The 24,528-nt window shown below is 35.0% G+C and carries 21 protein-coding genes; 13 read left to right on the top strand and 8 right to left on the bottom strand.

Features of this window, described 5'->3' with window-relative positions; all coding sequences use genetic code 11:
- Window positions 1-157: 157 nt before the first annotated feature.
- On the bottom strand, window positions 158-784 hold the full coding sequence (locus tag LS66_RS05190) for a LysE family translocator (RefSeq protein ID WP_034366098.1): 627 nt from the start codon (window positions 782-784) through the stop codon (window positions 158-160).
- 138 nt (window positions 785-922) lie between these two features.
- Here LS66_RS05190 and gyrA point away from each other — a divergent pair, with 138 nt between their 5' ends.
- From gyrA to LS66_RS05170, 4 genes are read left to right on the top strand one after another with little or no spacing between them, the layout of a single operon-like run.
- Window positions 923-3,397 (top strand): DNA topoisomerase (ATP-hydrolyzing) subunit A, encoded by a 2,475-nt coding sequence (gene gyrA, locus LS66_RS05185; protein ID WP_011116473.1) that lies wholly within the window; start codon window positions 923-925, stop codon window positions 3,395-3,397.
- A gap of 40 nt (window positions 3,398-3,437) precedes the next feature.
- The gene (locus tag LS66_RS05180; protein WP_011116474.1) at window positions 3,438-3,911 is read left to right on the top strand and encodes a hypothetical protein; all 474 of its coding nucleotides are present in this window, start codon (window positions 3,438-3,440) and stop codon (window positions 3,909-3,911) included.
- The gene (locus LS66_RS05175; RefSeq protein ID WP_034366096.1) at window positions 3,908-5,218 is read left to right on the top strand and encodes a sigma-54 dependent transcriptional regulator; all 1,311 of its coding nucleotides are present in this window, start codon (window positions 3,908-3,910) and stop codon (window positions 5,216-5,218) included. The genes LS66_RS05180 and LS66_RS05175 overlap by 4 nt, the downstream gene beginning before the upstream one ends.
- Before the next feature lie 20 nt (window positions 5,219-5,238).
- Complete coding sequence (locus LS66_RS05170) at window positions 5,239-5,760, top strand: hypothetical protein (RefSeq protein WP_034366094.1); 522 nt, start codon at window positions 5,239-5,241, stop codon at window positions 5,758-5,760.
- Window positions 5,761-5,806: 46 nt separating this feature from the next.
- On the opposite strand, the gene LS66_RS05165 is transcribed toward LS66_RS05170, so the two are convergent.
- From LS66_RS05165 to LS66_RS05140, 6 genes are all read right to left on the bottom strand, one after another.
- On the bottom strand, window positions 5,807-6,853 hold the full coding sequence (locus LS66_RS05165; RefSeq protein ID WP_034366091.1) for a CNNM domain-containing protein: 1,047 nt from the start codon (window positions 6,851-6,853) through the stop codon (window positions 5,807-5,809).
- A 1-nt stretch (window position 6,854) separates the two neighbouring features.
- On the bottom strand, window positions 6,855-7,820 hold the full coding sequence (locus tag LS66_RS05160; protein ID WP_138091923.1) for a CNNM domain-containing protein: 966 nt from the start codon (window positions 7,818-7,820) through the stop codon (window positions 6,855-6,857).
- 127 nt (window positions 7,821-7,947) lie between these two features.
- A complete protein-coding gene (locus tag LS66_RS05155; RefSeq protein WP_034366089.1) occupies window positions 7,948-8,844 on the bottom strand; it encodes a hypothetical protein in 897 nt (298 codons plus the stop codon).
- A complete protein-coding gene (locus tag LS66_RS05150) occupies window positions 8,837-10,072 on the bottom strand; it encodes a replication-associated recombination protein A (protein ID WP_034366087.1) in 1,236 nt (411 codons plus the stop codon). Before LS66_RS05150 ends, LS66_RS05155 begins: the two co-directional genes overlap by 8 nt.
- Complete coding sequence (locus tag LS66_RS05145; RefSeq protein ID WP_011116481.1) at window positions 10,066-10,443, bottom strand: heat shock protein transcriptional repressor HspR; 378 nt, start codon at window positions 10,441-10,443, stop codon at window positions 10,066-10,068. The genes LS66_RS05150 and LS66_RS05145 overlap by 7 nt, the downstream gene beginning before the upstream one ends.
- Window positions 10,444-10,468: 25 nt before the next feature.
- A complete protein-coding gene (locus LS66_RS05140) occupies window positions 10,469-11,362 on the bottom strand; it encodes a DnaJ family protein (protein WP_034366084.1) in 894 nt (297 codons plus the stop codon).
- 158 nt (window positions 11,363-11,520) lie between these two features.
- Between LS66_RS05140 and LS66_RS05135 the strand changes: the two genes are divergently transcribed.
- The 9 genes from LS66_RS05135 to LS66_RS05095 all read left to right on the top strand — a co-directional run bounded on the left by LS66_RS05135 (window position 11,521) and on the right by LS66_RS05095 (window position 23,819).
- The gene (locus tag LS66_RS05135; protein ID WP_034366082.1) at window positions 11,521-14,436 is read left to right on the top strand and encodes a RecB-like helicase; all 2,916 of its coding nucleotides are present in this window, start codon (window positions 11,521-11,523) and stop codon (window positions 14,434-14,436) included.
- A 149-nt stretch (window positions 14,437-14,585) separates the two neighbouring features.
- On the top strand, window positions 14,586-16,097 hold the full coding sequence (gene nhaA, locus LS66_RS05130) for a Na+/H+ antiporter NhaA (RefSeq protein WP_034366080.1): 1,512 nt from the start codon (window positions 14,586-14,588) through the stop codon (window positions 16,095-16,097).
- Between the two features lie 20 nt (window positions 16,098-16,117).
- Window positions 16,118-17,452, top strand: coding sequence for a sodium/proton antiporter NhaA (gene nhaA, locus LS66_RS05125; RefSeq protein ID WP_034366078.1), 1,335 nt, complete (start codon window positions 16,118-16,120; stop codon window positions 17,450-17,452).
- A 50-nt stretch (window positions 17,453-17,502) separates the two neighbouring features.
- Entirely contained in the window at window positions 17,503-17,796 is a 294-nt protein-coding gene (gene yajC / locus LS66_RS05120) for a preprotein translocase subunit YajC (protein WP_011116486.1), read from the top strand.
- Between the two features lie 6 nt (window positions 17,797-17,802).
- The gene (gene secD, locus LS66_RS05115) at window positions 17,803-19,641 is read left to right on the top strand and encodes a protein translocase subunit SecD (protein ID WP_034366076.1); all 1,839 of its coding nucleotides are present in this window, start codon (window positions 17,803-17,805) and stop codon (window positions 19,639-19,641) included.
- Window positions 19,642-19,644: 3 nt separating this feature from the next.
- Window positions 19,645-20,616, top strand: a complete 972-nt coding sequence (secF, locus tag LS66_RS05110) for a protein translocase subunit SecF (RefSeq protein WP_011116488.1) — start codon at window positions 19,645-19,647, stop codon at window positions 20,614-20,616.
- Between the two features lie 10 nt (window positions 20,617-20,626).
- A complete protein-coding gene (locus LS66_RS05105; RefSeq protein WP_011116489.1) occupies window positions 20,627-20,968 on the top strand; it encodes a DUF6394 family protein in 342 nt (113 codons plus the stop codon).
- A gap of 35 nt (window positions 20,969-21,003) precedes the next feature.
- Window positions 21,004-21,717, top strand: a complete 714-nt coding sequence (locus LS66_RS05100) for a hypothetical protein (RefSeq protein ID WP_011116490.1) — start codon at window positions 21,004-21,006, stop codon at window positions 21,715-21,717.
- A gap of 11 nt (window positions 21,718-21,728) precedes the next feature.
- Window positions 21,729-23,819: a hypothetical protein gene (locus tag LS66_RS05095; protein ID WP_034366074.1), complete on the top strand. Its 2,091-nt coding sequence runs from the start codon at window positions 21,729-21,731 to the stop codon at window positions 23,817-23,819.
- A 2-nt stretch (window positions 23,820-23,821) separates the two neighbouring features.
- Here the strand turns inward: LS66_RS05095 and LS66_RS05090 are convergent, their stop codons facing one another.
- Window positions 23,822-24,283, bottom strand: a complete 462-nt coding sequence (locus LS66_RS05090) for an acyl-CoA thioesterase (RefSeq protein WP_011116492.1) — start codon at window positions 24,281-24,283, stop codon at window positions 23,822-23,824.
- Window positions 24,284-24,528: the final 245 nt, after the last annotated feature.

Raw genomic sequence — 24,528 nt, 5'->3', positions numbered from 1 at the left:
TAAAATAATGAGCATTCTAACAGATAATAAAATAAATTTTGCCTTGAAAATGGACTTAATAGTATAAGATATGGATATAAGTGTTACTATTTTACTTTATTAATGAGGAAAATATTTTCAAATGATACAAAATGATACAAAATAGTTAAGATTCTTTTTATTTTTTTATAAATAGAGTTGCAACTAGATCACCAAATTCAAAACATAAAAGCCACCCAAAACATACAAAAAGCACACCACAAATGATATCAATGATGTTAAAAATTTTTGTATTCATATATTGTTTAGCTACACTTGCGCAAATAATCACAAATATAAAAGCGCTAAAAAGTGAACACCATAGTGCAATTAAACCTATTCCCATACCCTCATCAATAAAAGGTGTTACCAAAAATATGAAAAATAAGATTGCCTTGGGGTTAGAGAGATTGAGGAGTAATCCCTGCATAAATCCATCTTGAGGCATATTATTTTTTTCTATGTTTAAATCATATGTCAAAGAGGGCGCACTCAATATTAAATAACCTAAATAAAGAAGATAGAATCCACCTATTAAACTAAGAGTAAGTTGTAAGATAGGAGTGTTTAGCCAATGGCTCAAACCTGCGTATATAAGCCCTAAATACAAACACCAGCCGCTTGCAATGCCAAGGAGCACTTTTAATCCTTGAGCCATACCAAATCGCAAAGTTGTTTTCAAGGTAAGAAGTATATCGGGTCCGGGCGTTATCGCACCAAAAAATCCTATAAGACACAAAAGGATAATTTTTTCTGTTATTTCCATATTTGATTAAGATTCTCACTTTTTGTATTTAAAGATAATATGCCAAAGAAGAATTATATAATGCTTTTACTTAAGAAGTAAGCCTATTTTTAGTGAATTTGGGCTAAAATAGCGCTAAAACCTAGATTGGGAGAGACAATGGATAGCCTAATAGAAGATAATAATATAGATGTGAAAATTGATGATTCTATCAAAGAGAGTTATCTTGATTATTCAATGAGCGTTATTGTGGGGAGAGCCTTGCCTGACGCAAAAGATGGACTGAAGCCTGTGCATAGAAGAATCTTATATGCAATGAATGAGCTTAATCTCTCACCACGTCGTCCATATAAGAAAAGTGCGAGAATCGTAGGCGATGTAATTGGTAAATATCACCCACACGGAGATACTGCGGTATATGATGCACTTGTGCGTATGGCACAGGATTTTTCTATGCGACTTGAACTTGTTGATGGGCAAGGAAATTTTGGTTCTATTGATGGCGATGGCGCAGCGGCTATGCGTTATACAGAGGCACGTATGACAAGTGCAAGTGAGGAGATGCTCCGTGATATTGATAAAGACACGGTTGAATTTGTGCCAAATTATGATAATACGCTTTATGAACCAGATGTTTTGCCTACGAGATTCCCAAATTTGCTTGTAAATGGTTCAAGCGGTATTGCGGTAGGTATGGCGACTTCTATTCCTCCGCATCGCATTGATGAGATTATAGATGCGCTTATTATGGTGATTGATAAAAATACGCAAGATGTGGAAGACTTGCTTGATATTGTGCAGGGACCGGATTTTCCAACAGGTGGAATTATCTATGGCAAAGCAGGAATTTTAGAAGCTTATCGGACAGGGCGGGGACGCATTCGTGTGCGTGCAAAGGTGCATATTGAAAAGACAAAAACCAAAGATGTGATTGTCATTGATGAAGTGCCTTATCAAGTGAATAAAGCAAAGCTTGTTGAGCAAATTTCGGAATTAGCAAAAGAAAAGGTTATTGATGGTATTTCAGAAGTGCGTGATGAAAGCGATAGAGAGGGTATACGAGTTGTTATTGAGCTTAAACGTGATGCGATGAGTGAAATTGTGCTTAATCATCTTTTTAAATCCACAACAATGGAAAGCACTTTTGGGATTATCCTGCTTGCAATTAATAACAAAGAGCCCAAAATTTTCAATCTCCTTGAACTCTTACAGATTTTCATTGCTCATCGTAAAACAATTATTATCCGCAGGAGTATTTTTGAGCTTGAGAAAGCTAAAGCGCGAGCGCATATTTTAGAGGGTTTAATTATTGCCTTAGATAATATTGACGAAGTCATTAAAACTATCCGTGCTTCAAAGGATACTGATGAAGCAAAAAATGCACTTGTGTCTAAATTTAAATTAAGCGAATTGCAAGCTAAGGCTATACTTGAAATGCGTTTGCAGAGACTTACAGGCTTAGAGAGAGATAAGATTAATGAGGAATATGCCCAGCTTCAAGCTCAAATTGCATATTTAGAATCTATCCTTAAAAGTGAAGATAAGCTTAAGTCCATTGTAAAAGAAGAGCTTTTAGAAATAAAAGAGAAATTTAGCACTAAAAGGCGCACACAAATTGAAGAAGATTATGATGCCATTGATGTGGAGGATTTAATCCCTAATGAAAAAGTAGTTGTTACAATGAGTCATAGGGGTTATGTCAAGCGTGTATTGCTTAAGACTTATGAAAAACAAAATCGTGGTGGTAAGGGTAAAATTAGTGGTAATACACACGATGATGATTTTATAGAATCTTTCTTTGTGGCAAATACGCACGATACGATTATGTTTGTTACTAATAAAGGGCAGCTTTATTGGCTTAAGGTGTATAAGATTCCAGAAGCAGGACGCACAGCTATTGGAAAGGCGGTAGTAAATCTCATTAATCTTCAAGCTGATGAAAAAATTATGGCAACTATTACTACCACAGATTTTAATGAAGATAAATCACTCGTATTTTTTACTAAAAATGGTGTTGTTAAACGCACAAATCTTAAAGAATATGGCAATATTCGTAGCATAGGTGTTAGAGCGATTAACCTTGATGAAAATGATGAGCTTGTAACCGCACATATTGTTGATTCTCATATCAAAGAACTTTTTATAGCCACTTATCAAGGTATGTGTATTCGTTTTGGTGTTGAAGAATTGCGTGAGATTGGGCGTGTAAGTCGTGGGGTAACAGGTATTAAATTTAAAGCAAGCGAAGATTGTGTTATTGCAGCTACGACTATCGCTAATGATACAGATAAGCTTTTAACAGTGAGTGAGCGTGGTATTGGTAAGCAAACTTTGGCTGGAGAATATCGTTTGCAAAGCCGTGCTGGTAAAGGAGTCATTGTAATGAAGCTTACGCCTAGAACAGGAAAGCTTGTAAGTGTCGTAAATATTAATGATGAAAATATGGATCTTATGGTGCTGACAAGTTCAGGTAAAATGATTCGTGTAGATACAGAGGCTATACGTAAAGCTGGGCGCAATACAAGTGGGGTAAAAATTGTAAATGTTGGTGATGATAAAGTGGCTTATGCTAATGTTTGCCCAAAAGAGCCAAAAGAAGAAGACATAAATGATGAAGAAGGAAGCGAGGGTTAATTAAAAGTAAGGATTGTAAGAATAGAGTGAGGAGGTTTATATGCGTGGGCAACTCTTAATATTCCTTTTGTGTATAGGCATACTCAATGGAGCAAATGAGCTTGATGTGATTCCCTATAATGAATCCTTTGATGGTGCTGAAGTGGAGCTACTTATCTCTTATAAAATGGTAAGCAAAGATAATGTTGCGTTAGGAGAGCTTTATCGCGTATCTCACGTAATGAATTACCAAAATCAAAAAGGCTATCAAGTCGCTGCTGAATGCGAAATTGATGCAAGTAGGTATCCTATTATGGACGATATGCCTTATTTTATTACTTCCATTCTTAAGCAAGAAAAAGAGCAAGTATTAGAGTGCTTTTATACATATGAGGTGTATGTGCAAGAATCTACAAGGGGGAGAAACAATGCTCTAAGTTCGCGAGTAAGCTTTGAAATTGCACCCACAAGGATTAAAGCAAAGCTTGTTGATAAAAGCATTATGTTACAAATCTTATCAAAGGGGAGAGTATGAAAATCGCAATCGTAGAAGATGATATTAATTATCGTAAATCATTAGAAACCGCGTTTGAAGATTATCCACAATATGAGATTGTCAGTTTTAAGAATCCAAAAGATGCCCTAAAAAAGCTTGATGAGAGTTTTGAGCTTGTTATTACAGATATTAATATGCCTCAAATGGATGGCTTAGCTTTTTTACAAGAGCTTAATGGGCGATATGAGGCAATTGTCATTACAGGGAATGCTTCTGTGCAAAATGCGATAAAATCCATTCGTTTGGGTGTTAAAGATTTTCTTATTAAAGGTTGTGAGATAGAAACATTTATTGAAGCCATAGAGCGTAGCCATAAAGTCCGCCAAATAGCACAAAAATCCCCTGCTAAGTTATCAGATTCTCTTAAGGATTTTATTGCTTCTTCTCCAAAATTAGAGGAGATTAAAGCTATTGCACTCAAAGTTGCAAAAACTGATGCAAGTGTGCTACTTTTAGGGCAGAGTGGTGTAGGTAAAGATGTGTTTGCACAATTTATTCATCGTAATTCTCATCGGGCAGATGCGCCTTTCATAGCTATTAATATGGCAGCAATCCCTGAGCATTTATTAGAATCTGAACTCTTTGGGTATGAAAAAGGTGCTTTTACAGATGCTACAACTGCTAAACCGGGTATTTTAGAAGATGCTAATGGAGGCAGTGTATTTTTAGATGAAATCGGAGAAATGCCTCTAGCTCTTCAAGCTAAACTTTTGCGAGTATTGCAAGAAAAGGCTCTGACACGACTTGGTAGTTCAAAGCCTATCAAAATTGATGTGCGCTTTATATCTGCTACAAATGCCGATATACAAGCAAAAATTGCCAAAAATGAATTTAGAGAGGATTTGTTTTTTAGATTGCAGACAATTCCCCTATCTATCCCACCGCTTAAAGAGCGCAAAGAGGAGATTTTGCCCTTGAGCGAGTGGAAATTAGAATCTGTATGTATGCAGTATGGTTTAGAACAAAAGCGGTTTTCATCTCAGGCTAAAGAAGCTCTTATGTCTTATGAGTGGCCCGGTAATGTGCGCGAATTGCTTTCTGTTATTGAACGAGCTGGTATTTTAAGTGAGGGAGATGAAATAAGCGTAAAAGATTTATTTTTAGAGAGCCGAAGTGGTGTATTTGGGTTTGTCCCTCAAGCGCAAGGAAGCAAGATTGCCGAGCTTGAAAAGCAGCTTATCGCTCAAACACTTATAGAATCTGCTAATGATGTGCAAAAAGCAAGTGATATATTAGGTATGAATTTAGAGGTATTACGGCATAAAATTGCCCGCTATGGGCTTTAATAGCATAATGAGGAGAAAAAATGTTTAGGTTTATTTTGATTTTGGCATTTTTGGGAATAAATATTTATGCAGATGATAAGGCTAAACTCAAAGAGTTATATAAACAATGGGGTGGTATCTATGTCAAAGATATGCAAATAAATGGAAAAAGTGTGCGTTTAGGTTTTTTGATTGATGATAACTGCTATGTCAATGAACACCAGAGTGCTGATGGTGAGGGCAATGATGGTATGGGGAATTTTTATTGTTCAATTTATTATTCTAAAGACGGCAAAGATTTTCTTGATTGGTGGAAACATAACATAGATTTTGTTACAGAGCCACAAGATCAAAATTATGCCACAACACGCATTATTTCGCTTATTTCAAAGCAAAATGCGGTTATTAAAGTGTATTCAATGGAATTTGCAAATGATTTTTGTAATATCAAAGTGCAAAAACAAGGAGAGAACATTACACTTGAAAAAACAGAATGCAAACTTGATGGATTTATTTTGCACGATGAGGTTTTTGGCACATATACAAAAAGTGAAAAATGGTAATAAAAGCAGATGCTAGAATCTGCTTAAAATACATACAAAAGTAAAGTTATTTTAGCTTACTTAAATATTTTAAGCGGTAGCCTTTTATCTTTTCTCTTGCGAGTTTTTGCATATCAGGAGTTTTATCAAATTCATCAATGATTTCCTCACCCAAAAGCGTTTCAATCACATCTTCTAGTGTAACGATACCAATAAGTTGCTCATACGCATCTTGCACGGCAAAAAATCGCTCTTTTTTACTCATAAAAAGATTAAGCAGATTTAAAACCGAAATATCAAGAGAGATAGTATGCACGGGACGCATAAGCTCATAGATTTTCTTTTCTTTTTCTTTTTTAATGCCTTCTTCTAAAATATCTACTGCTAAGACAATACCAATGATATTATCCACACTTTCGCCATAAACAGGGATCTGTGAATGATGATAAATGCCCTCAAGTGCTAAAACTTCTTTAATTGTGATATTATGATGCAGCGCAAATACAACACTTCTAGGCGTGAGTATATCAAAGGCTTGATAATTTTTTAACTCAAGGAGATTCTCTATAATATTTTGCTCCCGTGCTGTGATTGAGCCACCTTTTTGCCCAATTTGACTTGCTGCGAGAATTTCCTCACGACTTATGGGATTACTGCCTTTTTTTGGCTTAACAAAACGTGTAATAAGCTTAGCTATCCATACAAAAGGGAAAGTAATTTTAAGGAGATAATGAATGCTAAGTGTTACAATAGGCACAAAGCTTTTCCAATGAGTTGCTCCCAAAGTTTTGGGGAAAATCTCACAGGCATAAATAAGCACAATAGTAAGGATTATTGCACCAAAACTCTGCCATTCTGTGCCAAAAATATGTGCCACCTCAATGCCCACACCCGTAGAAGTAGCTGTAACGCCAAAGGTATTAAGCACCAAAATTGCCCCTTCAGCATCATCTACATTATTTTTTAACTCTTTCAATCGCCCACCGATTTTAGGATTACTTTTTTCATAGCTTGCAACAAATGAGGGTGTGATAGAAAGAAAGACAGATTCCATAATTGAACACACAAAGCACACAGCAATAGCGATTATGCAATATAAAATGAGCAATTCCATTCTAGTCCTTTTTAAGTGTCCCAACGCTAAGGGTAGCCATAATCACATCATCAAGGCTTACTATGCCTACGAGATTATTCCTTTTATCTACAACAGCAAATAAATGTTCTTTTTTGTTGATAAATTGCTCTAATAAATCAAGCAAACTCACATTTTCTTCTATTTTAGTAATGTCTTTGGAAAAATCTTTAAGCATTTTTTTCTTTTTGCCATTTAGCATTGCTTGTAAAATATTTTTGCGATATACGACTGAACAAATATTGCTTGGTATTGCTACATAAAGCGGAATACGCGAATATTTATGCTCCTTTGTTGCCTTGATAGATTCTTTAATGCTCATTTGTTCATCAAGGGCGAATATTTGCTCTTTTGGGGTCATAATATCTTTTACCTTGAGTGATTTTTGCTCTATTAAATGTTCTAAAATGTCGCCTTCTAACTCATTGATTGAACCGCTTTTTTCGCCTAGCTCCATAACAGCTAATATTTCATCGCGACTCATTTGATTTGTGTGATTGTTTTTAAGTAATCGTGTAATAACGCGTGAAATATATACCAATGGAAAAGTAATCCAATAAAGTGTTAAAATCACATAACAAGCGGGTAAGATGAGAGATTTCCAATAAGTTGCACCAATAGTTTTAGGGACAATTTCTGAAATATATAAAATACTCATAGTCATCACAAATGCGACTATACCTTGCCAAGATTCACCAAATATTTCTACTGCCTGCACACCTACACCCGCTGCTCCCACTGTGTTAGCAAAGAGATTTACAATGAGTATTGCCCCAATAGCATTATCAATATTTGTTTTGAGATACTGCAAAATCTTACCACTTTTTGGGTGAATCTTAGGATAGCTTTCTATAAAAGGCGGTGTAACTGAAAATAGCACAGCTTCTAATACCGAACACACAAAAGAAATACTAATTGCAAGTAAAAAATAGGCAATAAGCAAACCCATAAAAACTTTATATCCTCTTTTTAAGCTTTTATTTATAAGTTGAGATGAAATTAAAGCGAAAATATTTTTAATCAAGGATTATAACATAATGTAAGAAAAAACAATCTTTTAAATATTAAAAAATAATTTAAAGTGGCATTAACTCTTGTTTTTTGGTTGCATCAAGAAATGTGTATCCAAATGAGAGAGAGAATCCAACAAAAAGATTGCTTCCGGTTTGTGAGATATGACGTCCTTGTAGTGCATAATATTTTATAAAAGGTGCAATAGCTAATTTTTTATAAAGTTTAGTATCTACACGTGCTTCTATTTCAAGCTGATATAGAGGATTATAGCTTTGTGGAGCAGAGCTATAAAGATAATGACGAAAGTTAGTAAAATAATAAAATTTTGTATTTTCATTGACTTTATATTCAAGGCGGATACCGCTCTCCCAGCCATAGTTTTCAGATTCTATATTAAGTGCAAAATCTTTTTCGCTAAAGGCATTTAAATGCAAATCTTTAATATATACCCCATCAAAGAGCTTTATTCCTGTATTAAATCGTATGATTTGATGTCTGTTTTCAAATCCACTTTGATAATTAAGCTTAAAAAATGGACCTACTTCAAAACCTCCAACAAATGTGGGAACATACCAAATTCTATGTGTATAGTCAGTAGAGAGAAGAATTCTATCAAGTGTGGTATTGCTTATACGCTCATTTTCAACTACAAGAATCGTGCGTCCATACTCTGCAAGAATAGAATTAAATACAACATAGCGTGGTGCATAAAAATCAAGTCCTAAGTCAAAAAGCCCTTGTGCGATAAGTTGAGAATCACCCTTTACGCGGCTATCTGAAAAATTGATATATTCATTTTGCCCGCGTATAGAAGTTGAACTTAGATTGGCTGCTATGCGTTTAAGCTCAATATGCCAACCGCGTTTGTCGGGATTAATATCAATTTCTGCACCAAGGCTTTGTATAGCCCTAAGAAAAAGGAGTATAGCACATATTTTTACTTGTATATATTTATTCATTTTTCTCTCTTATATTTTTTATTTTACTAAGCCATTCATTAAGCGTTTTTTCAAAGCCTTTGGTTGTGGATTCTACAAATTCTAAAGGCTCTTTTGCATCTTCTAAATAGTTTTGTTCTACCCAACCACCAAAATCGTGTGGATACAGATATTTTTGAGCTTCTGGCATAATGTGTTTTGGGATAGGAAGTATGCACCCCTGTTTAATAGAATCTAGAGCTTTATTAATGGCATTATAAGCAGTATTACTTTTGGGAGAACAAGCAAGATAAATGACACATTGAGAAAGAATAATGCGAGATTCGGGATAACCAATTTTGCTCACTGCTACCATTGTGTTTGTGGCGAGATTGAGTGCATTTGGATTAGCATTCCCAATATCTTCACTTGCTAAAATAACAAGTCGTCGCGCAATAAATTCTGGATTCTCGCCTCCTGCAATAAGTCGTGCAAGATAGTAAATACTTGCATTTGCATCACTGCCGCGTATAGATTTAATCATCGCGCTAATAAGACTATAATGAGTTTGGGCTTCGCTTGAGCCATCGTGGAGGGTATAAGGGCGTAGAGATTGCAAAGTTTGATAGGTAATGAGACATTCTTTTTCATTAAGGGTATCGCACGCAGCATCAAGGAGATTAAGCATAGCACGTGCATCTCCAGCACTTGAGCTAATAATAAACTCTTGGGCTTGAGGAGCAAGCTTTACTTTTAAATGTTTTTGGTTATGTAAATAAGTGAGCGCATATTGTAAAATCTGTTCTAAATGTATAGGCGAAAGCGGTTTGAGCTCAAAGATAAAACTCCGCGAGCGAATGGCATTTGTGAGTGAATGAAATGGATTATAAGTGCTTGCACCAAAAATAATGGCAGTATGAGATTCCATAATTGGTAATAATACTTCTTGTTGTAATGTATTGAGCCGATGTACTTCGTCAATGAAAATCAGCGGTTGATATAAACCTCCTTCATAATTTTTGATAAATTTACGCAATTCTTCAATTTTAAAAGTTGTAGCGTTAAAGTTTGCAAATGGTTTGTTAAGCTCTTTAGCAATAAGTTTAGCAAGGGTAGTTTTACCACTACCAGGTGGTCCATAAAAAAAGCAATGTGCTATTGTATGGTGCTGTAACATTTTAAAAAGTGGCGTATGGGGAGCAATAATATGCTCTTGTCCAATAAAATCCTGTAAGGAAGTAGGGCGGAGTAAATGTGCAAGATTTAGCAAGGAGACACTTTGTTTTTTTGAAACAAAATAATTTCATAAGAACTTTCATTTGTTTTGAGCACTCTACTACTTCCTTTATGCTTAGCAAGGTCTTCTCGTAAGTCTCCAGCCATTTTATCAAGCTCATCAAGCCGCTCTTTAAGGCGAAGAATAATATCTACTCCTGCGAGATTCACGCCCATATCGCGTGTAAGTTTAAGAATAGTCTTAATTTTATCAATATCGCGTTGAGAATATAAGCGCATTTTACCATCAGTGCGCCCGGGCTGAATAAGTCCTTCTTTTTCATATTGACGCAAAGTTTGAGGGTGAATCTCTAAGATCCTTGCTACCACACTAATAAGATAAACGGGTTCGTCATAGCTATACATAATTCCTCCTTGTGATGTTATACTCTTATGGGAGTTGCTCTTGGAGCATATTTTTTAGCTCACTACTCAAATGATCTGTATGAGGCAAAATAATATTTGCTCTAAGATACAAATCGCCCATAATGCTTGTTTTGCGATTTTTGATACCCTTACCTTTAATACGGAATTTTTGGTTATTTTTGGTATTGGGCGGAATCGTCAAAGTAATGTCTTTATAGAGCGTTGGTAGCGTAATTTTGCCTCCAAAAAGTGCAACTTTAAGGGGCACATCAAAGCTTTTGCTTAAATCATCGCCATCAATCTCATATTCATTTGATTGCAAAACTTGCACTTTAAGGAGCAAATCCCCACTGCGTCCATTATGTGTGCTGCCTTTACCTTTAAGTCGGATAGTCTCACCATTTTTAAGTCCCACTGGGATTTTAATATCAAAACTCCCACTGCGTCCATTATAATGATAGCTCCCGCCAAGTGCTGCACTTTCAAATGGAATCTGAATATTCTCTTGTATATCAAGATTTGGAGCATTAAAACCACTAAAACCAAAGTCCCCACCGCTTCCAAAACCAGCACTTCTGCTAAAATTAAATCCACTGCCATTTCCTGCGCTAAATCCGCCTTGTCCAAAAATAGAAGCAAGTATATCATCAAGATTGACATTGCTCCCTTGTGAGCGGGAGAAATCGTGAAAGTTTTGTCCCCCAAACATTGCATCACCAAAGCGGTCATATTGAGCCTTTTTGTTTTCATCGCTTAGCACTTCGTAAGCAGCATTGATTTCTTTAAATTTCTCCTCTGCTCCTGCGTCTTTATTGATATCTGGGTGATATTTGCGTGCAAGTCTGCGGTAAGCCTTTTTTATTTCATCGTTTGAGGCATTTTCATTTACTTCAAGGGTATCATAAAGACTTTTTGACATTATAACTCCTTATAGATTCTTAAATATTGATATTTCGTGATAAATTTAAGTGCTATTGTATCATAAAAGTTTAGTAAAGTGTAGTCAAGGTTAAAAATTTATAGAAAATTCATATCTTTAAGTTATAATTGGGCATAAATTAACACAAAAGGATATTGGTGCAAAGCACTAAAAAGCAATTTTTTGCGCTCAAGGCTTCGGCTGGTAGTGGGAAGACTTTTAATCTTTCTTTACGTTTTATTTATCTCCTTTTTCAAGGAGCCAACCCTCATCAGATTCTCACTCTGACTTTTACTAAGAAAGCCTCTAAAGAAATGTATCATAGAATCCACGATTATCTCAAATTTCTCTATGATTTTACACAGGATAAGCATACAAAAGAAGGTATGAATATTTATGCCGCGCTCATCAAAGAGGGTTTGAGCGATGAGTTTTTACGCGATAAAATTGAAAGTATTTATTATGAATTTATGCAAAGCAATCCACGCATTACGACTATTGATGCATTCTTTCACGCGGTATTAAAAAAATTTTGTTGGTATGTAGGTATTTCTTCACATTTTGAAGTAGGTAATGTGAGTAAAGATGAAATTAATGAACGCTTTTTGAGCACGCTTTCTTTGCAAGATGTGCGTGAGATTGTTGCATTTTGTTTTCACCATAAGATAAAGATTACAAAGTTTTTATCTATGCTTTATGATTTTTATATGTTTTCAAATGAGACTATTCAAAACCTTTCTCCTGCACCTGAAATCTCACTTTTGGAGGTAGATGATATAGAGAAATTGATATTAGAGAAAATGCAAATTATTTATCAATTTATCCTCACACAACCTCAAGCAAGCCAGAGAGCTAAAAATCTTTTTAATAAAAAAGATATTAAAAGCATATGCGAGAGCCCTAAAATGCTTTTAGATTGGAATGACCATAGCTATCTTAAAAAAATAGATTTAAGTCAATTTGATGATGTGCGTGAGGAAATACTAAAACTTTTACATCTTTATTTTATACAAAGAGAATATAAGATATTTACGTGGATTAAACGTTTTATTTATATATTTAAACAAGCCAAGGAGCAAGAAATAAGGGCAAAAAACCTTTTAGGATTTGATGATGTGATGCTTAAAAATTATGAATTACTTCATCAAAATATAGAACGTGATTTTTTCTATTTTCGTCTTGATGAAAAGATTACGCATATTTTGCTTGATGAATCTCAGGATACAAGTCTTATGCAATATCAGATTCTAAAACCTATTATAGAAGAAATTAAATCGGGAGAAGGGCGTATTGGTGATAGAAGTGTTTTTATGGTGGGTGATGAAAAACAAAGTATCTATATGTTTCGTGGAAGTTTTGCGGGAGTATTTGAGGAAGCCATAAAAGATTTTCATCAAGAAAATCTTGATTACAATTTTCGCTCAAGTCCGCGTGTAATTGCCTTTAATAATGATGTGTTTCAATCGTGTTTCCCATATTATTTGCCACAACAATATCCACACAAACCATCTCATATAAAGTCTAATGGTTATGTGAGGGTATTGTCTCAATGTATGGATAATGAAGATTTGGGATTGCATAAGCAAATATGTGCTGAACTTGAAATCTTATTGCAAAATGGTGCAAATGAAGATGATATAGCTATTTTGACTTTTAAAAATGATGATGTTTTATCACTCAAGGAATATATCAGTATGCAGATTCCTCATTTAAATATTGTTACTGAAACAAACTCTTCGCTTTTTCAAAGAAAAGAGGTAAAGATTCTTATTTGTGCCCTTGAGTTTATTCTGTTGTATTCAAAGATTCAAAATGGAGAGTATGAGGCAGATTCTTATAAACAATTATTGAGCACTAAAAAGCTTTATGAAAAAAAAATTATCAAACTTCTCGGTAAGCCTTATATGTGTTCTAATAGACTTATTGATGAGATTAAAACACTTATGCTCCCTTCTGATACACCACCTTCGGAGGCGATATTTTTACTCATTGAAGAGCTTGATATTGCACAAGCAGCATCTATGAAGTTTCTAGAGCTTAGTTGTGATTATATGCGCATTGAAGAATTTTTAGATGCATTGCCTCAAATGGTGTGTGCTGCACCGATACAAAATAATAAAGGTGTAAAAATTATGACAATTCACAAGTCAAAAGGCTTAGAGTTTGAATATGTTATTTTGTGCGATAAATTAAGTGGATTTCAGCAGGGCAGAGAAGTTTTTATCTATGAGTATGAGGATATACAAATAAAGCAGATGTATTATAAAATAGCTGGACGAGAGAGCTTTGATAAAGAATATCAAAAAGCACTCCAAGCACATAAAATGCGTGAAAAGCAAGAAGAGTATAATATGCTTTATGTGGCTTTTACACGTGCTAAGTATGGTTTAAGTATAGTGCAAAAATATAAAGGAAGTGCCTTTGAGATTCTAAATCTTACCCCTTGCTGTGATGAGATAGCATACATTTCCCCAAAACAAAGTGTGAAAAATATTTCTTCAATTCATACGCCACAAGTTCTTATGCACAATATGCCATCTTTTGGGCGACAAATTGCTTTTATCAGGCAAGAAAAAGATGAGCGAAAAGGCATTTTTGATACGCAACAATGGCACAATATTATTTTCGGACACGCTTTGCATAGTGTATTTGAATTATATTTGGGATATAAGATGACACAAAAAGATATACAAAGTATTTTGTATAATCGCTATGGATTCGCCCTTTCACTCTCAAGTATTATTCAAGCTATGCAATATGCGATAAATTGCATTCAGAGCAAAAAGTTTATAGAGATGCGAAAAGGTAAGCATATTGTATGTGAAGTAAGCTATATTGCTAAAGAACATTTATATCGCATAGATACACTTTTATATGATGAAAAGGAATGGATTGTTCTTGATTATAAAAGTAGCGCGACTAATATAGATATGCAAGAAGAACAAATCCGAGAGTATATGAGATTTTTATTTTCTCTTAATAAGCAAGAAAAACAGCAGGAGAAAAATGTCCGAGGTTTTATTGTGTATCCGCTTAAAAATGTAGATGAACAATTTTATGAAGTAAGCTTATAAAATTTTAAGAAAAAATATTTTACTTATTGACTAGCCTAGCACAAATAAAGTATAATGGCATTTTCATTTTTTATTGTAGTCGTAGTTAATTAACTCTAAACAATACATTTAGCTTATTTATTATTTTATAATTTTATAGAGGGATTTCAATGTCAGAAGCAAAGATTACGCCTAGCAGACATTCATATGTAAAAGATAGACTTCAAGACAGCCTCAATCGTTTTATCAAGCACGAATCTTTCGGGGGAGTTTTGCTTGCATTTTGCGTTGGAGCAGCTATGCTTGTAGCGAACTCATCGTATGCAGATATGTATTTTACTTTTTTTCATAGCGAATTTGGCGCATTTTTTAGCGATTCGCATTTTAAGGTAAGTTTGCAGGATTTTATCAATGATGTATTAATGTCATTTTTCTTTTTGCTCGTGGGCTTGGAAATGAAACGCGAAATGCTCTATGGGGAGCTGGCTGGGTTTAAAAAAGTAAGTTTTTCTTTTCTTGCAGCATTTGGAGGCATTATATGTCCAGTAATGATTTATTCATATTTTAACTCTGGCACAGCATATGAAAGTGGTTTTGGTGTTGCAATGAGCACAGATACAGCCTTTGCACTTGGGCTTATAATGCTTCTTGGAGATAGAGTGCCTAAGATTTTGAAGATTTTTCTTGTAACACTTGCTGTAGCTGATGATTTAGGGGCTATTTCTGTAATTGCAATTTTTTATTCTGATAATATTAATATGCAATGGATTTATGCTTCTTTAATCCTTGTTGCAGTACTTATTTATCTTAATTATCGTGATACTAAATATCTTTCGCTATATTTTTTGGCGGGTATTTTGTTGTGGTTTTGTGTGCACCATAGCGGGATTCACGTAACAATTGCAGCAGTTATTTTGGCAATGGCGATTCCCGGGCGCACACGCGTAAATAAAAAATATTTTATCAATATGCTTAAAGAATTTGAAAGAATGAAAGTAGCCACGAATGATTGGAATGATGTAGTCTATGCACGTGAATCGGAGAAGGTGGGTTTTTGGAGAGGAAGCTTTAAGAATATTAGAAGTTTTATATTTGGAAATCAAGATGTGGAAAAAAAGATTGATATGGCAAAAACTTCCCAACTCGTGCATATGTTGGATACTATAGGCACATATTCTCGTTATGCGCAAAATCCGCTTATACGTCTTGAAATTGCTCTGCAACCCATTTGCGCTTATTTTTTTGTTCCTCTTTTTGCTTTTGCTAATGCAGGTGTAACACTTGAAGGCAATATTGATATAAGTTTAAATAGTGTTATGCTTGGGACAATTTTAGGCTTAGTAGTGGGCAAACCTGTAGGTGTATTACTTTTTTGTTTTTTAGGAGAGAAGTTAAATCTTGCTACTCGTCCAAAAGATTTAAATTATTTGCATATTTTATCTGTGGGTATGATTTCAGGCATTGGCTTTACAATGTCTATGTTTGTGGCAAATCTTGCCTATAAAGATGATATAATGAGTATTGATATGTCTAAAATTTCTATTCTTGTAGCATCGTCAATAGCAGCTGTTCTTGGGCTTTTGGTGGTTTATCTTAGCACAATTAAGCAGGATAATCAGGTTGATAATATAAATGAAGAAGATGAGATTCAAAAGCTTAAGGAAACACAAAGTATCATTTGATTTAAGAGTAAGGAGTAAAAATGGCAGCAAAGCAAAATAGAATTTCGGAAGCATTAAGTAGTTTTATCCGCGCAGAATCTTTTAGTGGTATTTTTTTATTTTTTTGCGCAGTGAGTGCAATGATTGTAGCCAATTCGCCTTTCTCTGATATTTATAAAAACTTTTGGGAACAACCTTTTGGTTTCAGCTTTGCAGGGGGATTTTATGGATTTAGTATTCACGATTGGATTAATGATGTATTGATGTCAATTTTTTTTCTTATGGTTGGGCTTGAAATTAAACGCGAATTGCTTTTTGGGGATTTATCCGGATTCCAAAAAGCAGCTTTTCCTGTTATAGGCGCAGTAGGTGGTATGATTGTGCCAGGTGTTATTTATTATGTGCTCAATATGAATACTCCCTCTTATCACGGATTTGGAATCCCTATGGCTACCGATATTGCCTTTGCACTCGGTGTCATCTTGCTTCTTGGCAAACGTGTTCCTTTGGCACTTAAAGTATTCCTTGTAACACTTGCTGTGGCTGATGATTTAGGAGCAATTGTTGTTATTGCAGTATTTTATCCTTCGCCTGAAGGTTTGCATTTTATATATTTAGGTGCAGCAGCAGGGCTTTTAATACTTCTCACAGGTATCAATCATTTAGGGGTGCGCCATTTAGGAGTGTATATAGGGATTGGTATTTTGTTGTGGTTTTGTGTGCACCATAGCGGGATTCACGCAACTATTGCAGCTGTGGCATTAGCATTTTGTATTCCTGTAAAGCCCAAAATTGAGAGCAAGGAATTTATTCAAGTCGTTCAACAGATGATAGAAATTTTTGAGAGCAAAGACAAAGAGCGTAAAAATATTTTACTTGATACGCAACAAATGAGTGCAATTGATGAAGCAGGGAGAGATTTTGCAAAGGTCCAAAATCCACTTTTGCGTTTAGAGCACGCTTTGCAACCTCTGTGTGCATTCATTATTATGCCCCTTTTTGCTTTTGCTAATGCAGGTGTAGATATCCGTGCAGAAGTAAATTTTCACATTGACCATATTATGCTTGGGGTTATACTTGGACTTGTAGTAGGCAAGCCTTTGGGTATTTTAAGTTTAACATTCTTATGTGAGAAATGTAAAATTGCTTCACGTCCAGCAGGAGTGTCTTGGAGTCATATTTTTGGTGCAGGAATGCTTGCAGGCATTGGCTTTACAATGTCTATGTTTGTCTCAAATCTTGCATTTGATGCTCCTCAAGCAAGTGATGTGTCAAAAATAGCAATTTTGCTTGCTTCAAGCATTGCAGGTATTGTGGGTTCATTGTATTTGATAATCAATTATAAAATCAACTCTCGGGCAAAAGTCAAATCTTAACTATTTTAAGATAGAATCCACAATTTAAGTTTATTAAAAAAGGATTACTTATGCAAGGTGGAGCACAAGAGACATTAATGTCATTACTTCCTATCGTATTTTTTATTGCGATTTTTTATTTACTTCTTATTCGTCCAGCAAATGTAAAGCGTAAAAAGCACCAAGAAATGATTGATGCGCTACAAAAGGGTGATAAAATCATCACTACAGGCGGTCTTATATGTGAAATAGTTAAGCCTGAAAAAACATTTTTTAGCGTGCGTTTAAATGATGACACAATTGTAAAGCTTTCTCGGGAATTTATTGCATATAAGCTTGATGCAAATGATGAAACTCAAGAATAATTACAAATGGCAAAACAACACACTTATTCCGTTCAAGGAAGCCATAAAGGTTTAAATTATAGGCTGTGGTCTTTTATTTTCGTAGCATTAGTTGGTATTATTCTTTGCTTACCTTCATTTACAGATATCAATGGTCGTAAGATTGCACTTGGACTTGATTTACAAGGAGGATTAAATCTTCTTTTGGGTATAAAAACTCAAGAAGCAATTAAAGCGCGTTTTTCTTCCTTAGCTTCCCAGATTGTTTTTGATACCAAAAAAGAGAATATTCTTATTGATAATTTAAAAGTATTTGAAGATAAGATAAGTTTTGAGCTTGTAGATACTGATGAAAAGCCAATGCTAGATAAGATTCTCTCTCAGATTAATGGGTTGCAAGTAAATGAAAATAATGGAGCGTATTCCATTGTTTTTACTGCAGAATATGAAGAAGAGATTCAAAGTAGTGCGCTCAAACAAGCTATCGGCACAATTCGCAATCGCCTTGATGAATTTGGTTTAAGGGAGCCAAGTGTAACCCAGCAAGGTAAAGATAATATTCTTGTCCAGTTGCCAGGCATTAAAACAATTGAAGAAGAACAAAGGGCACGAGATTTGATAGCTAAGCCTGCACATTTGCAAATGATGGCTGTTGATGAAGAAAGAAATGCGCGAGTAAGCACAATGAGCGAGCTTGAGGCACAAAAATATAATGATGTTATTTTGCCTTTTGTGCATTCATCTGAGGTTCAAGCTCTTGAGAATACTCTTACTCATCTTCAAGAAAAACTTAATGAGCTAAAAGAACACCCACAAAATTCTATGTCCTCGCAAGAAAGAACTAATACTTTATTTGCAGAACGCATTAAAATTGAGGGAGAAATTGCTAAGATTCAACAAGAGCTTGAGGCGAAAAAAACAAAACTAAATCAGGTCATATTACTTAAAGCTGTGCCAATTCTTGATGGTTCTATGCTTACAGATGCAAGAGCAGCTTTTGACCAAAACAATCAACCCATTGTGAGTTTTAGCCTAGATTCTAAAGGAGCAAAGATTTTTGGAGACTTCTCTGGGGCAAATGTAGGTAAACGTATGGCAATAGTTCTTGATGGTAAAGTATATTCTGCACCTGTCATTCGTGAGCGTATAGGTGGAGGAAGCGGACAAATCAGCGGTGGCTTTAGCGTAGCTGAAGCAAGTGATTTGGCAATTGCACTTAAAAGTGGAGCATTACCAGCACCTATGGAAGTGCTTGAAAAGCGTAGTGTGGGTCCAAGCTTAGGTGAAGATTCTATACGAGCTTCATTAATTGCGCTTATTAGTGGTTTTGCCTTAGTCGTTATTTTTATGATAATATATTACTCTCTTGCGGGCGTGATTGCTGTTGTCGCATTGTTTGTGAATATTGTGCTTATTATTGCCGTTATGGCGTGCTTTGGTGCTTCATTAACATTGCCGGGTATGGCTGGAATCGTGCTCACTGTGGGTATGGCAGTAGATGCAAATATTATTATTAATGAAAGAATCCGAGAAGCTTTGCGTGCAGGATTTGGTATAGCTAAATCAATTGAAATGGGCTATGCGAATGCCTCAAGGGCAATTTTTGATTCTAATCTCACAACACTTATCGCCGCTGTTTTACTCTATGCTTTTGGGACAGGAGCTATTAAAGGCTTTGCTATTACGATGGGGATTGGGATTACAGCTTCTATTCTTACTGCTATTGTTGGCACACACGGCATTTATCAAGCAATTATGCAGCGGATTATTAAAAGTGGCAATGTAAATTTGTGGTTTGGTATCAAGCTACCTTTAGATACCACAGAATCGGCAAAGCAGCAAGATACAAAGCTTAACAAAGGGTAATATATGGAAGTTTTTAAGAAAGTAAAAATATATGATTTTGTTACATATAGCTCGTATGGACTTGTTATCTCTACATTATTAATTATTGCTTCATTTGTGCTCTTGGGCATAAAAGGTTTTAATTTGGGTATTGATTTTGCGGGTGGAAGTATAGTGCAGATTCAATATACTAAACCTGCCCCGCTTAGTAAAATCCGCGAACTTCTCGCACAAGATGAGAGATTTAAAAATTCACAAGTAAGCGAGTTTGGCTCTAAAGAGGAAGTATTGCTTAAGATTCCTTATATCCCTACGAGTGTCAATGAGGATATATCTCATAGTATTGTTGCTCTTTTAGAGCCAAGTGGGCATTTTGAGTTGCGCAGGGTGGATTCCGTAGGTCCAAAGGTGGGTGATGAACTCAAGCAAAATGGTATTATTGCCCTCACATTCGCACTTATAGCAATGATGATTTATATTTCATTTCGTTATGAATGGAGATTCTCTCTTGCAGGTGTGCTTGCACTCGTGCATGATGTCATTATTGTTTCTGGCGTGGTGATACTTGCAGGTGTAGATTTCAATCTTGATGTCTTGGCGGCGTTGCTTACAATTATTGGTTATTCAATCAATGATACCATTATTATTTTTGATAGAATCCGCGAACAAATGATGATAAAGCGTCAAAAAGATATGAAATATGTTATTAATGAAGCAGTTTCTTGCACACTTTCAAGGACTATCCTTACTTCTTTAACTGTGTTTTTTGTGGTGCTAACACTTTATCTTTTTGGCGGAGAAATTATTGTTGGATTCTCACTTCCTATGCTTGTAGGGGTGATTATTGCTACTTGTAGTTCAATGTTTGTTGCACCGCGTTTAGCATTAATGTTTGGGTTTAATCTTGATGAGTATTATCAAAGAGAGACAAATAAACTCAAAAAACAAGAGGAAAAAAAGAGACTGCGTGCAATGTATGAACAAGGTCGTTTATAAGGAGTGAGTAATGGATTGGGGTAAGGTATTCTTTGTATTTTTTAGTTTAATGAGCTTAACTTTTACGCTTGGATTTTTGTATGAAAGTAATATAGTGATACTTTTTATTGCTACAGCGATTAATTTTATTGCTACAACTTTCCGCATCGGTGTAAAAAATAGTCTTTCCGCTGAGCTTTTTGCAAGCTCCTTGGTTGCAGATTTTCATCTTATACCTGCTTTTGTATTTTTACAAGTTTTTGGTGATATTGAAATTGCTACTGCACTTGTAGTGGGTGCAGTTGTGGCAAATTTATTTTCTGTTGTATTGCTTTGTATTGGGGGCGCAAAAGCAAGAGAAAGTGATTATTAAAGGACTAGGCTTATTAATTCTGGGCAAGGAGAGCTATGAAGCCAATCACATATATGTTCAGCTTTTTAAAATATTATATGTGTATTGTTTGTTGTGTTTGTCTATGGAAAGGTTGTGCTACCTATAAACTTGAAGTAGAGGATGTGAGCTTGTATCACGAGGGTGTGCAAATTATAGATTCTATAAAACCTAAGAGTAAAGTGCGACTTGAGGTAGGACAGACACTTGTGGGAGGCTCAAGCGCGATTCCTTTAGCACTTTTTATTTCTGCGCAAAATCTTGCTTCTCAAAAGGTAATTTTTGATAAGGATTGTGTGCAAATGTATCAAAATGATAAGGCATTAAATTCATTGAGTGATAATGAACTTAAGAGTGCTTCGTTTGATTATGGTTTCATTATAGAATCTTATCATCTTTATATGCCGCCAAAGCCTATGCCAGAGAATCAGTTTGTAGGAATGCCCTTTATTTATCGGGGATATATGGGTGGATTTTATATATATGATTATATGATTATTTCTGCTAGAGAGCGACTTTGGCAACAAATGCGCCTTGATGATGAGAGAGCAAAAAAAGCACTTATTATATCAAGTATGATGCAAAAAAATACTCTTGAACCATATAAAGCACCACAGGGCGGTTTTGTAATTTATGCGCCCCAAAAATTACAAAAGGGGACGCTTGATGTGTATGTGAAAGTGGGCGAGGAAAAACATCGCTTTACATTGCAGCTTAGTAAAATAAAATAAAAGGAGCAAAAATGAAAAAATACTGCATTTATATACTATGGGGAATGCTTATAAGTGCGTTGTTAGTAGCTTGTAGTGATAAACCCACAGATTCTACTCCCGATCAAGCACCTCCAGAGAAACCAGCTCTTATACTTGAGGGTAATGAAAGCCTTGAAAAACTAATGGACAAGATTTTTGAAAATAATGTTTATAGCACTACGACAGATGAGCTAATGCGTTCTTTTTTACCCAAAGAGGTGCAAAAAAATGCAGATACAGATAAATTTATTCCAGTAGAGCATAAACGCTATGAAGTAGCTCAACTTTTTAGACAAGCATATTTTCAGAACAAAACACATCAGATTCAAAGTAAAACACTTGAAGAAGCATTTGCCTTGAAAAAAGAATGGAATGTATTATGCACTTCGGCACAACCTTATGAGAAATTACCCATTCTTCAGCGACTTAATACGGAAATTGAGATTTCCTTAAGCCTTTTGTTGCTTAATAGTCAAGATGAGGTGGATACTTTAGAGAGACTTCTTTCGCAGCAGTATCAAAGTGCTAAAGGCACAGGAGAGCTTAATACCATTATAGAATCTCAAATGCAAGTGCGACTTTTAATACTTTTTGGTTTGTATCATTTAGATTTGATTAATGAGAGTAAGGAAGAACATTCAGAGAGCTTTAAATTGCGTTCAACACTTGGTGCAAATCTTGCACAATATCAGGATTTTTTGCCAAAAGAGCACTATGAGGTATATCACAGAGCCTTTATGCTTCTTAATCACGCAATTTTAAAAGAGCAAACTCCTTTAGATAGAATTTTAGTCAAACTTTTAGAATTTTTACCAAGTTTGGAACAAAATATAGGAAATGAGGATTGGTATTTGCATTTAGAACGCGTTAAGAATGCTTATGAAATTTCAAAAACACAAGATTTTTCTAGCCCAAAAGCTCAAGAATTAATACAAATTGCACAAAATCCTCATAAAAATGTTTATGATAACGCCCTTATAGGAAATTATCTTTATGGACTTGATTATTTGACTTTAACTTTATTGAATAATGATGTGGCAAATAATCTTTCTTTAGCATTAGATTCTTTGCAGAAAGATTTTAAGCATTTTCAAATATTTCAACACCATTTTGAGCCCTCTTCATTTCAAAATTATATTGCATCAATGTTTATAGGGGCTTATGCTCTTTATAATACGCGCCAAAACCAAGAACGTTTTAATGAGTTGCTCCATTTAATTAAATCCGAGTTATCTCAATATAATGATGTAATTTCAGATGAAAATAAGGATTTGTATCAAGATGCACTTTTTGTTTTAGAACAAATGGATAAAACAAAATTTTTGCAAATCACACTTACAGAAGCTAAGCCTGAAGAAGAGGCAGGATATATCAAAATTCGCTTAAACCTTTCGCCTTTTGAAATTGAGAATATAAAAAGCATTGTCTCAAAGGAAAATAATGCCCTTAAGGAAAATCTCCCAGTATGTCTTACTCCGCAAGAGGTAGATTTTATGCTATCTTTAGTGTATCAAGCTTATAAAACACAAGATGTGAGAGGTGTTGCTCCTGAAATGTTTAAAATACGGCTAGAAGAGGTGTTTGGTATTGAGAATCTTGAACATCAAAAGCAGTTTAAAGATGCTCAAGGGAAAGAGTGGGGCAGGGAGTATTTGATAGATTTTGATAGATTTATGTTGCTTGGCGTAGCAGATAGGGCTTGTTATGTCCAAAGTCTTATTCTTGATGAGAAGTTGAGCGTATTGCAAGAGAAGCAAAAAATTTGTGGATATAATTTGTATTTTGATAAAGAAAATGGTTTGATAACTAATGAAATCTTACCCTCGCGTATTCTTGAAATTATAGCAGATGGTAATGTGTATTATCGCTTGAGAGAGGTTGATTTGAATCTCAATAAGTTTATTTTTTATAATGATGAGATTGCTCTTGAATCTTTAAAAAATGCGCAAGATTTGGGTGAAATCTTACCCGTATTGCTTACAACATTCTCGCATATGAAAGATTATCTTAATAATCGTCTTTCACCCCAGCAAACACAAGAAATAATACTTAGAGCGAAACAAAAACCTTGTGCAAAGTAGTATTAGGGCTTTATTTGGGCTCTAAATTCTTTACGTTTTTTAGCGGCTTCAAATCGGCGTTTTTCTTCTTCTGTGGTAGGTGTAAGCGGTGGAATTTTGATTTTTTTACCACTAGGGTCAATAGCTACCATAGTAAAGTAGCAACTATTAGTATGGGTAACAAAGCGATTTTTAATATCTTCACTAATAACTTTTATGCCTACTTCACAGCTTACGCTTCCTACATAATTTACTGACGCAAGAAAAATGACAAGCGAACCAATTGGGATAGGGTTTTTAAATACCATACCATCAACGCCAATAGTTACCACACCGCAGCCACAATATCGTGTTGCACAAGCATATGCTACTTGGTCAAGCAACTTCATAAGCTCACCCCCGTGCATAACGCCACTAAAATTTGCCATACTTGGTGAAGCAAGCACACTCATTGTTAAGGATTTTGGGTCAAATACATCTTCCATAAGTAACTCCTAAAAGGACAAATTTATTTTAAACTTTATATCAAATTATGCACTTGCAAGGTTACAACTGCTATAAATTTAGGAATAAGATTCTATATTTATTTTTTGTATGTCTCTAAATGTAACCTCTTTTATTCATTGTTTCCTAAAAAACAATTAAATTTTTTTCATCATAGCCGATTTGTATTACAGCCAAAGGCAAGGACGCCTAAGGAAAATTTTAAAAAGGAGTTACCATGGCTTTT

Origin of the sequence: Helicobacter sp. MIT 03-1614, from assembly GCF_000762925.2 — a bacterium.
Lineage (GTDB): Bacteria > Campylobacterota > Campylobacteria > Campylobacterales > Helicobacteraceae > Helicobacter_C > Helicobacter_C hepaticus.
The sequence above is the reverse complement of the archived record's forward strand: the minus strand, read 5'-3'. Positions and strand labels throughout refer to the sequence as shown.

What these genes read in the sequence shown, in the direction of transcription:
- LS66_RS05155 (WP_034366089.1), bottom strand. Translation starts at nt 8,844, where the DNA reads ATGAATAAATATATACAAGTAAAAATATGTGCTATACTCCTTTTTCTT.
- nhaA (WP_034366078.1), top strand. Translation starts at nt 16,118, where the DNA reads ATGGCAGCAAAGCAAAATAGAATTTCGGAAGCATTAAGTAGTTTTATC.
- LS66_RS05165 (WP_034366091.1), bottom strand. Translation starts at nt 6,853, where the DNA reads ATGGAATTGCTCATTTTATATTGCATAATCGCTATTGCTGTGTGCTTT.
- LS66_RS05140 (WP_034366084.1), bottom strand. Translation starts at nt 11,362, where the DNA reads ATGTCAAAAAGTCTTTATGATACCCTTGAAGTAAATGAAAATGCCTCA.
- LS66_RS05160 (WP_138091923.1), bottom strand. Translation starts at nt 7,820, where the DNA reads ATGGGTTTGCTTATTGCCTATTTTTTACTTGCAATTAGTATTTCTTTT.
- yajC (WP_011116486.1), top strand. Translation starts at nt 17,503, where the DNA reads ATGCAAGGTGGAGCACAAGAGACATTAATGTCATTACTTCCTATCGTA.
- LS66_RS05100 (WP_011116490.1), top strand. Translation starts at nt 21,004, where the DNA reads ATGAAGCCAATCACATATATGTTCAGCTTTTTAAAATATTATATGTGT.
- LS66_RS05095 (WP_034366074.1), top strand. Translation starts at nt 21,729, where the DNA reads ATGAAAAAATACTGCATTTATATACTATGGGGAATGCTTATAAGTGCG.
- secF (WP_011116488.1), top strand. Translation starts at nt 19,645, where the DNA reads ATGGAAGTTTTTAAGAAAGTAAAAATATATGATTTTGTTACATATAGC.
- gyrA (WP_011116473.1), top strand. Translation starts at nt 923, where the DNA reads ATGGATAGCCTAATAGAAGATAATAATATAGATGTGAAAATTGATGAT.
- nhaA (WP_034366080.1), top strand. Translation starts at nt 14,586, where the DNA reads ATGTCAGAAGCAAAGATTACGCCTAGCAGACATTCATATGTAAAAGAT.
- LS66_RS05105 (WP_011116489.1), top strand. Translation starts at nt 20,627, where the DNA reads ATGGATTGGGGTAAGGTATTCTTTGTATTTTTTAGTTTAATGAGCTTA.
- secD (WP_034366076.1), top strand. Translation starts at nt 17,803, where the DNA reads ATGGCAAAACAACACACTTATTCCGTTCAAGGAAGCCATAAAGGTTTA.
- LS66_RS05170 (WP_034366094.1), top strand. Translation starts at nt 5,239, where the DNA reads ATGTTTAGGTTTATTTTGATTTTGGCATTTTTGGGAATAAATATTTAT.
- LS66_RS05190 (WP_034366098.1), bottom strand. Translation starts at nt 784, where the DNA reads ATGGAAATAACAGAAAAAATTATCCTTTTGTGTCTTATAGGATTTTTT.
- LS66_RS05180 (WP_011116474.1), top strand. Translation starts at nt 3,438, where the DNA reads ATGCGTGGGCAACTCTTAATATTCCTTTTGTGTATAGGCATACTCAAT.
- LS66_RS05175 (WP_034366096.1), top strand. Translation starts at nt 3,908, where the DNA reads ATGAAAATCGCAATCGTAGAAGATGATATTAATTATCGTAAATCATTA.
- LS66_RS05145 (WP_011116481.1), bottom strand. Translation starts at nt 10,443, where the DNA reads ATGTATAGCTATGACGAACCCGTTTATCTTATTAGTGTGGTAGCAAGG.
- LS66_RS05090 (WP_011116492.1), bottom strand. Translation starts at nt 24,283, where the DNA reads ATGGAAGATGTATTTGACCCAAAATCCTTAACAATGAGTGTGCTTGCT.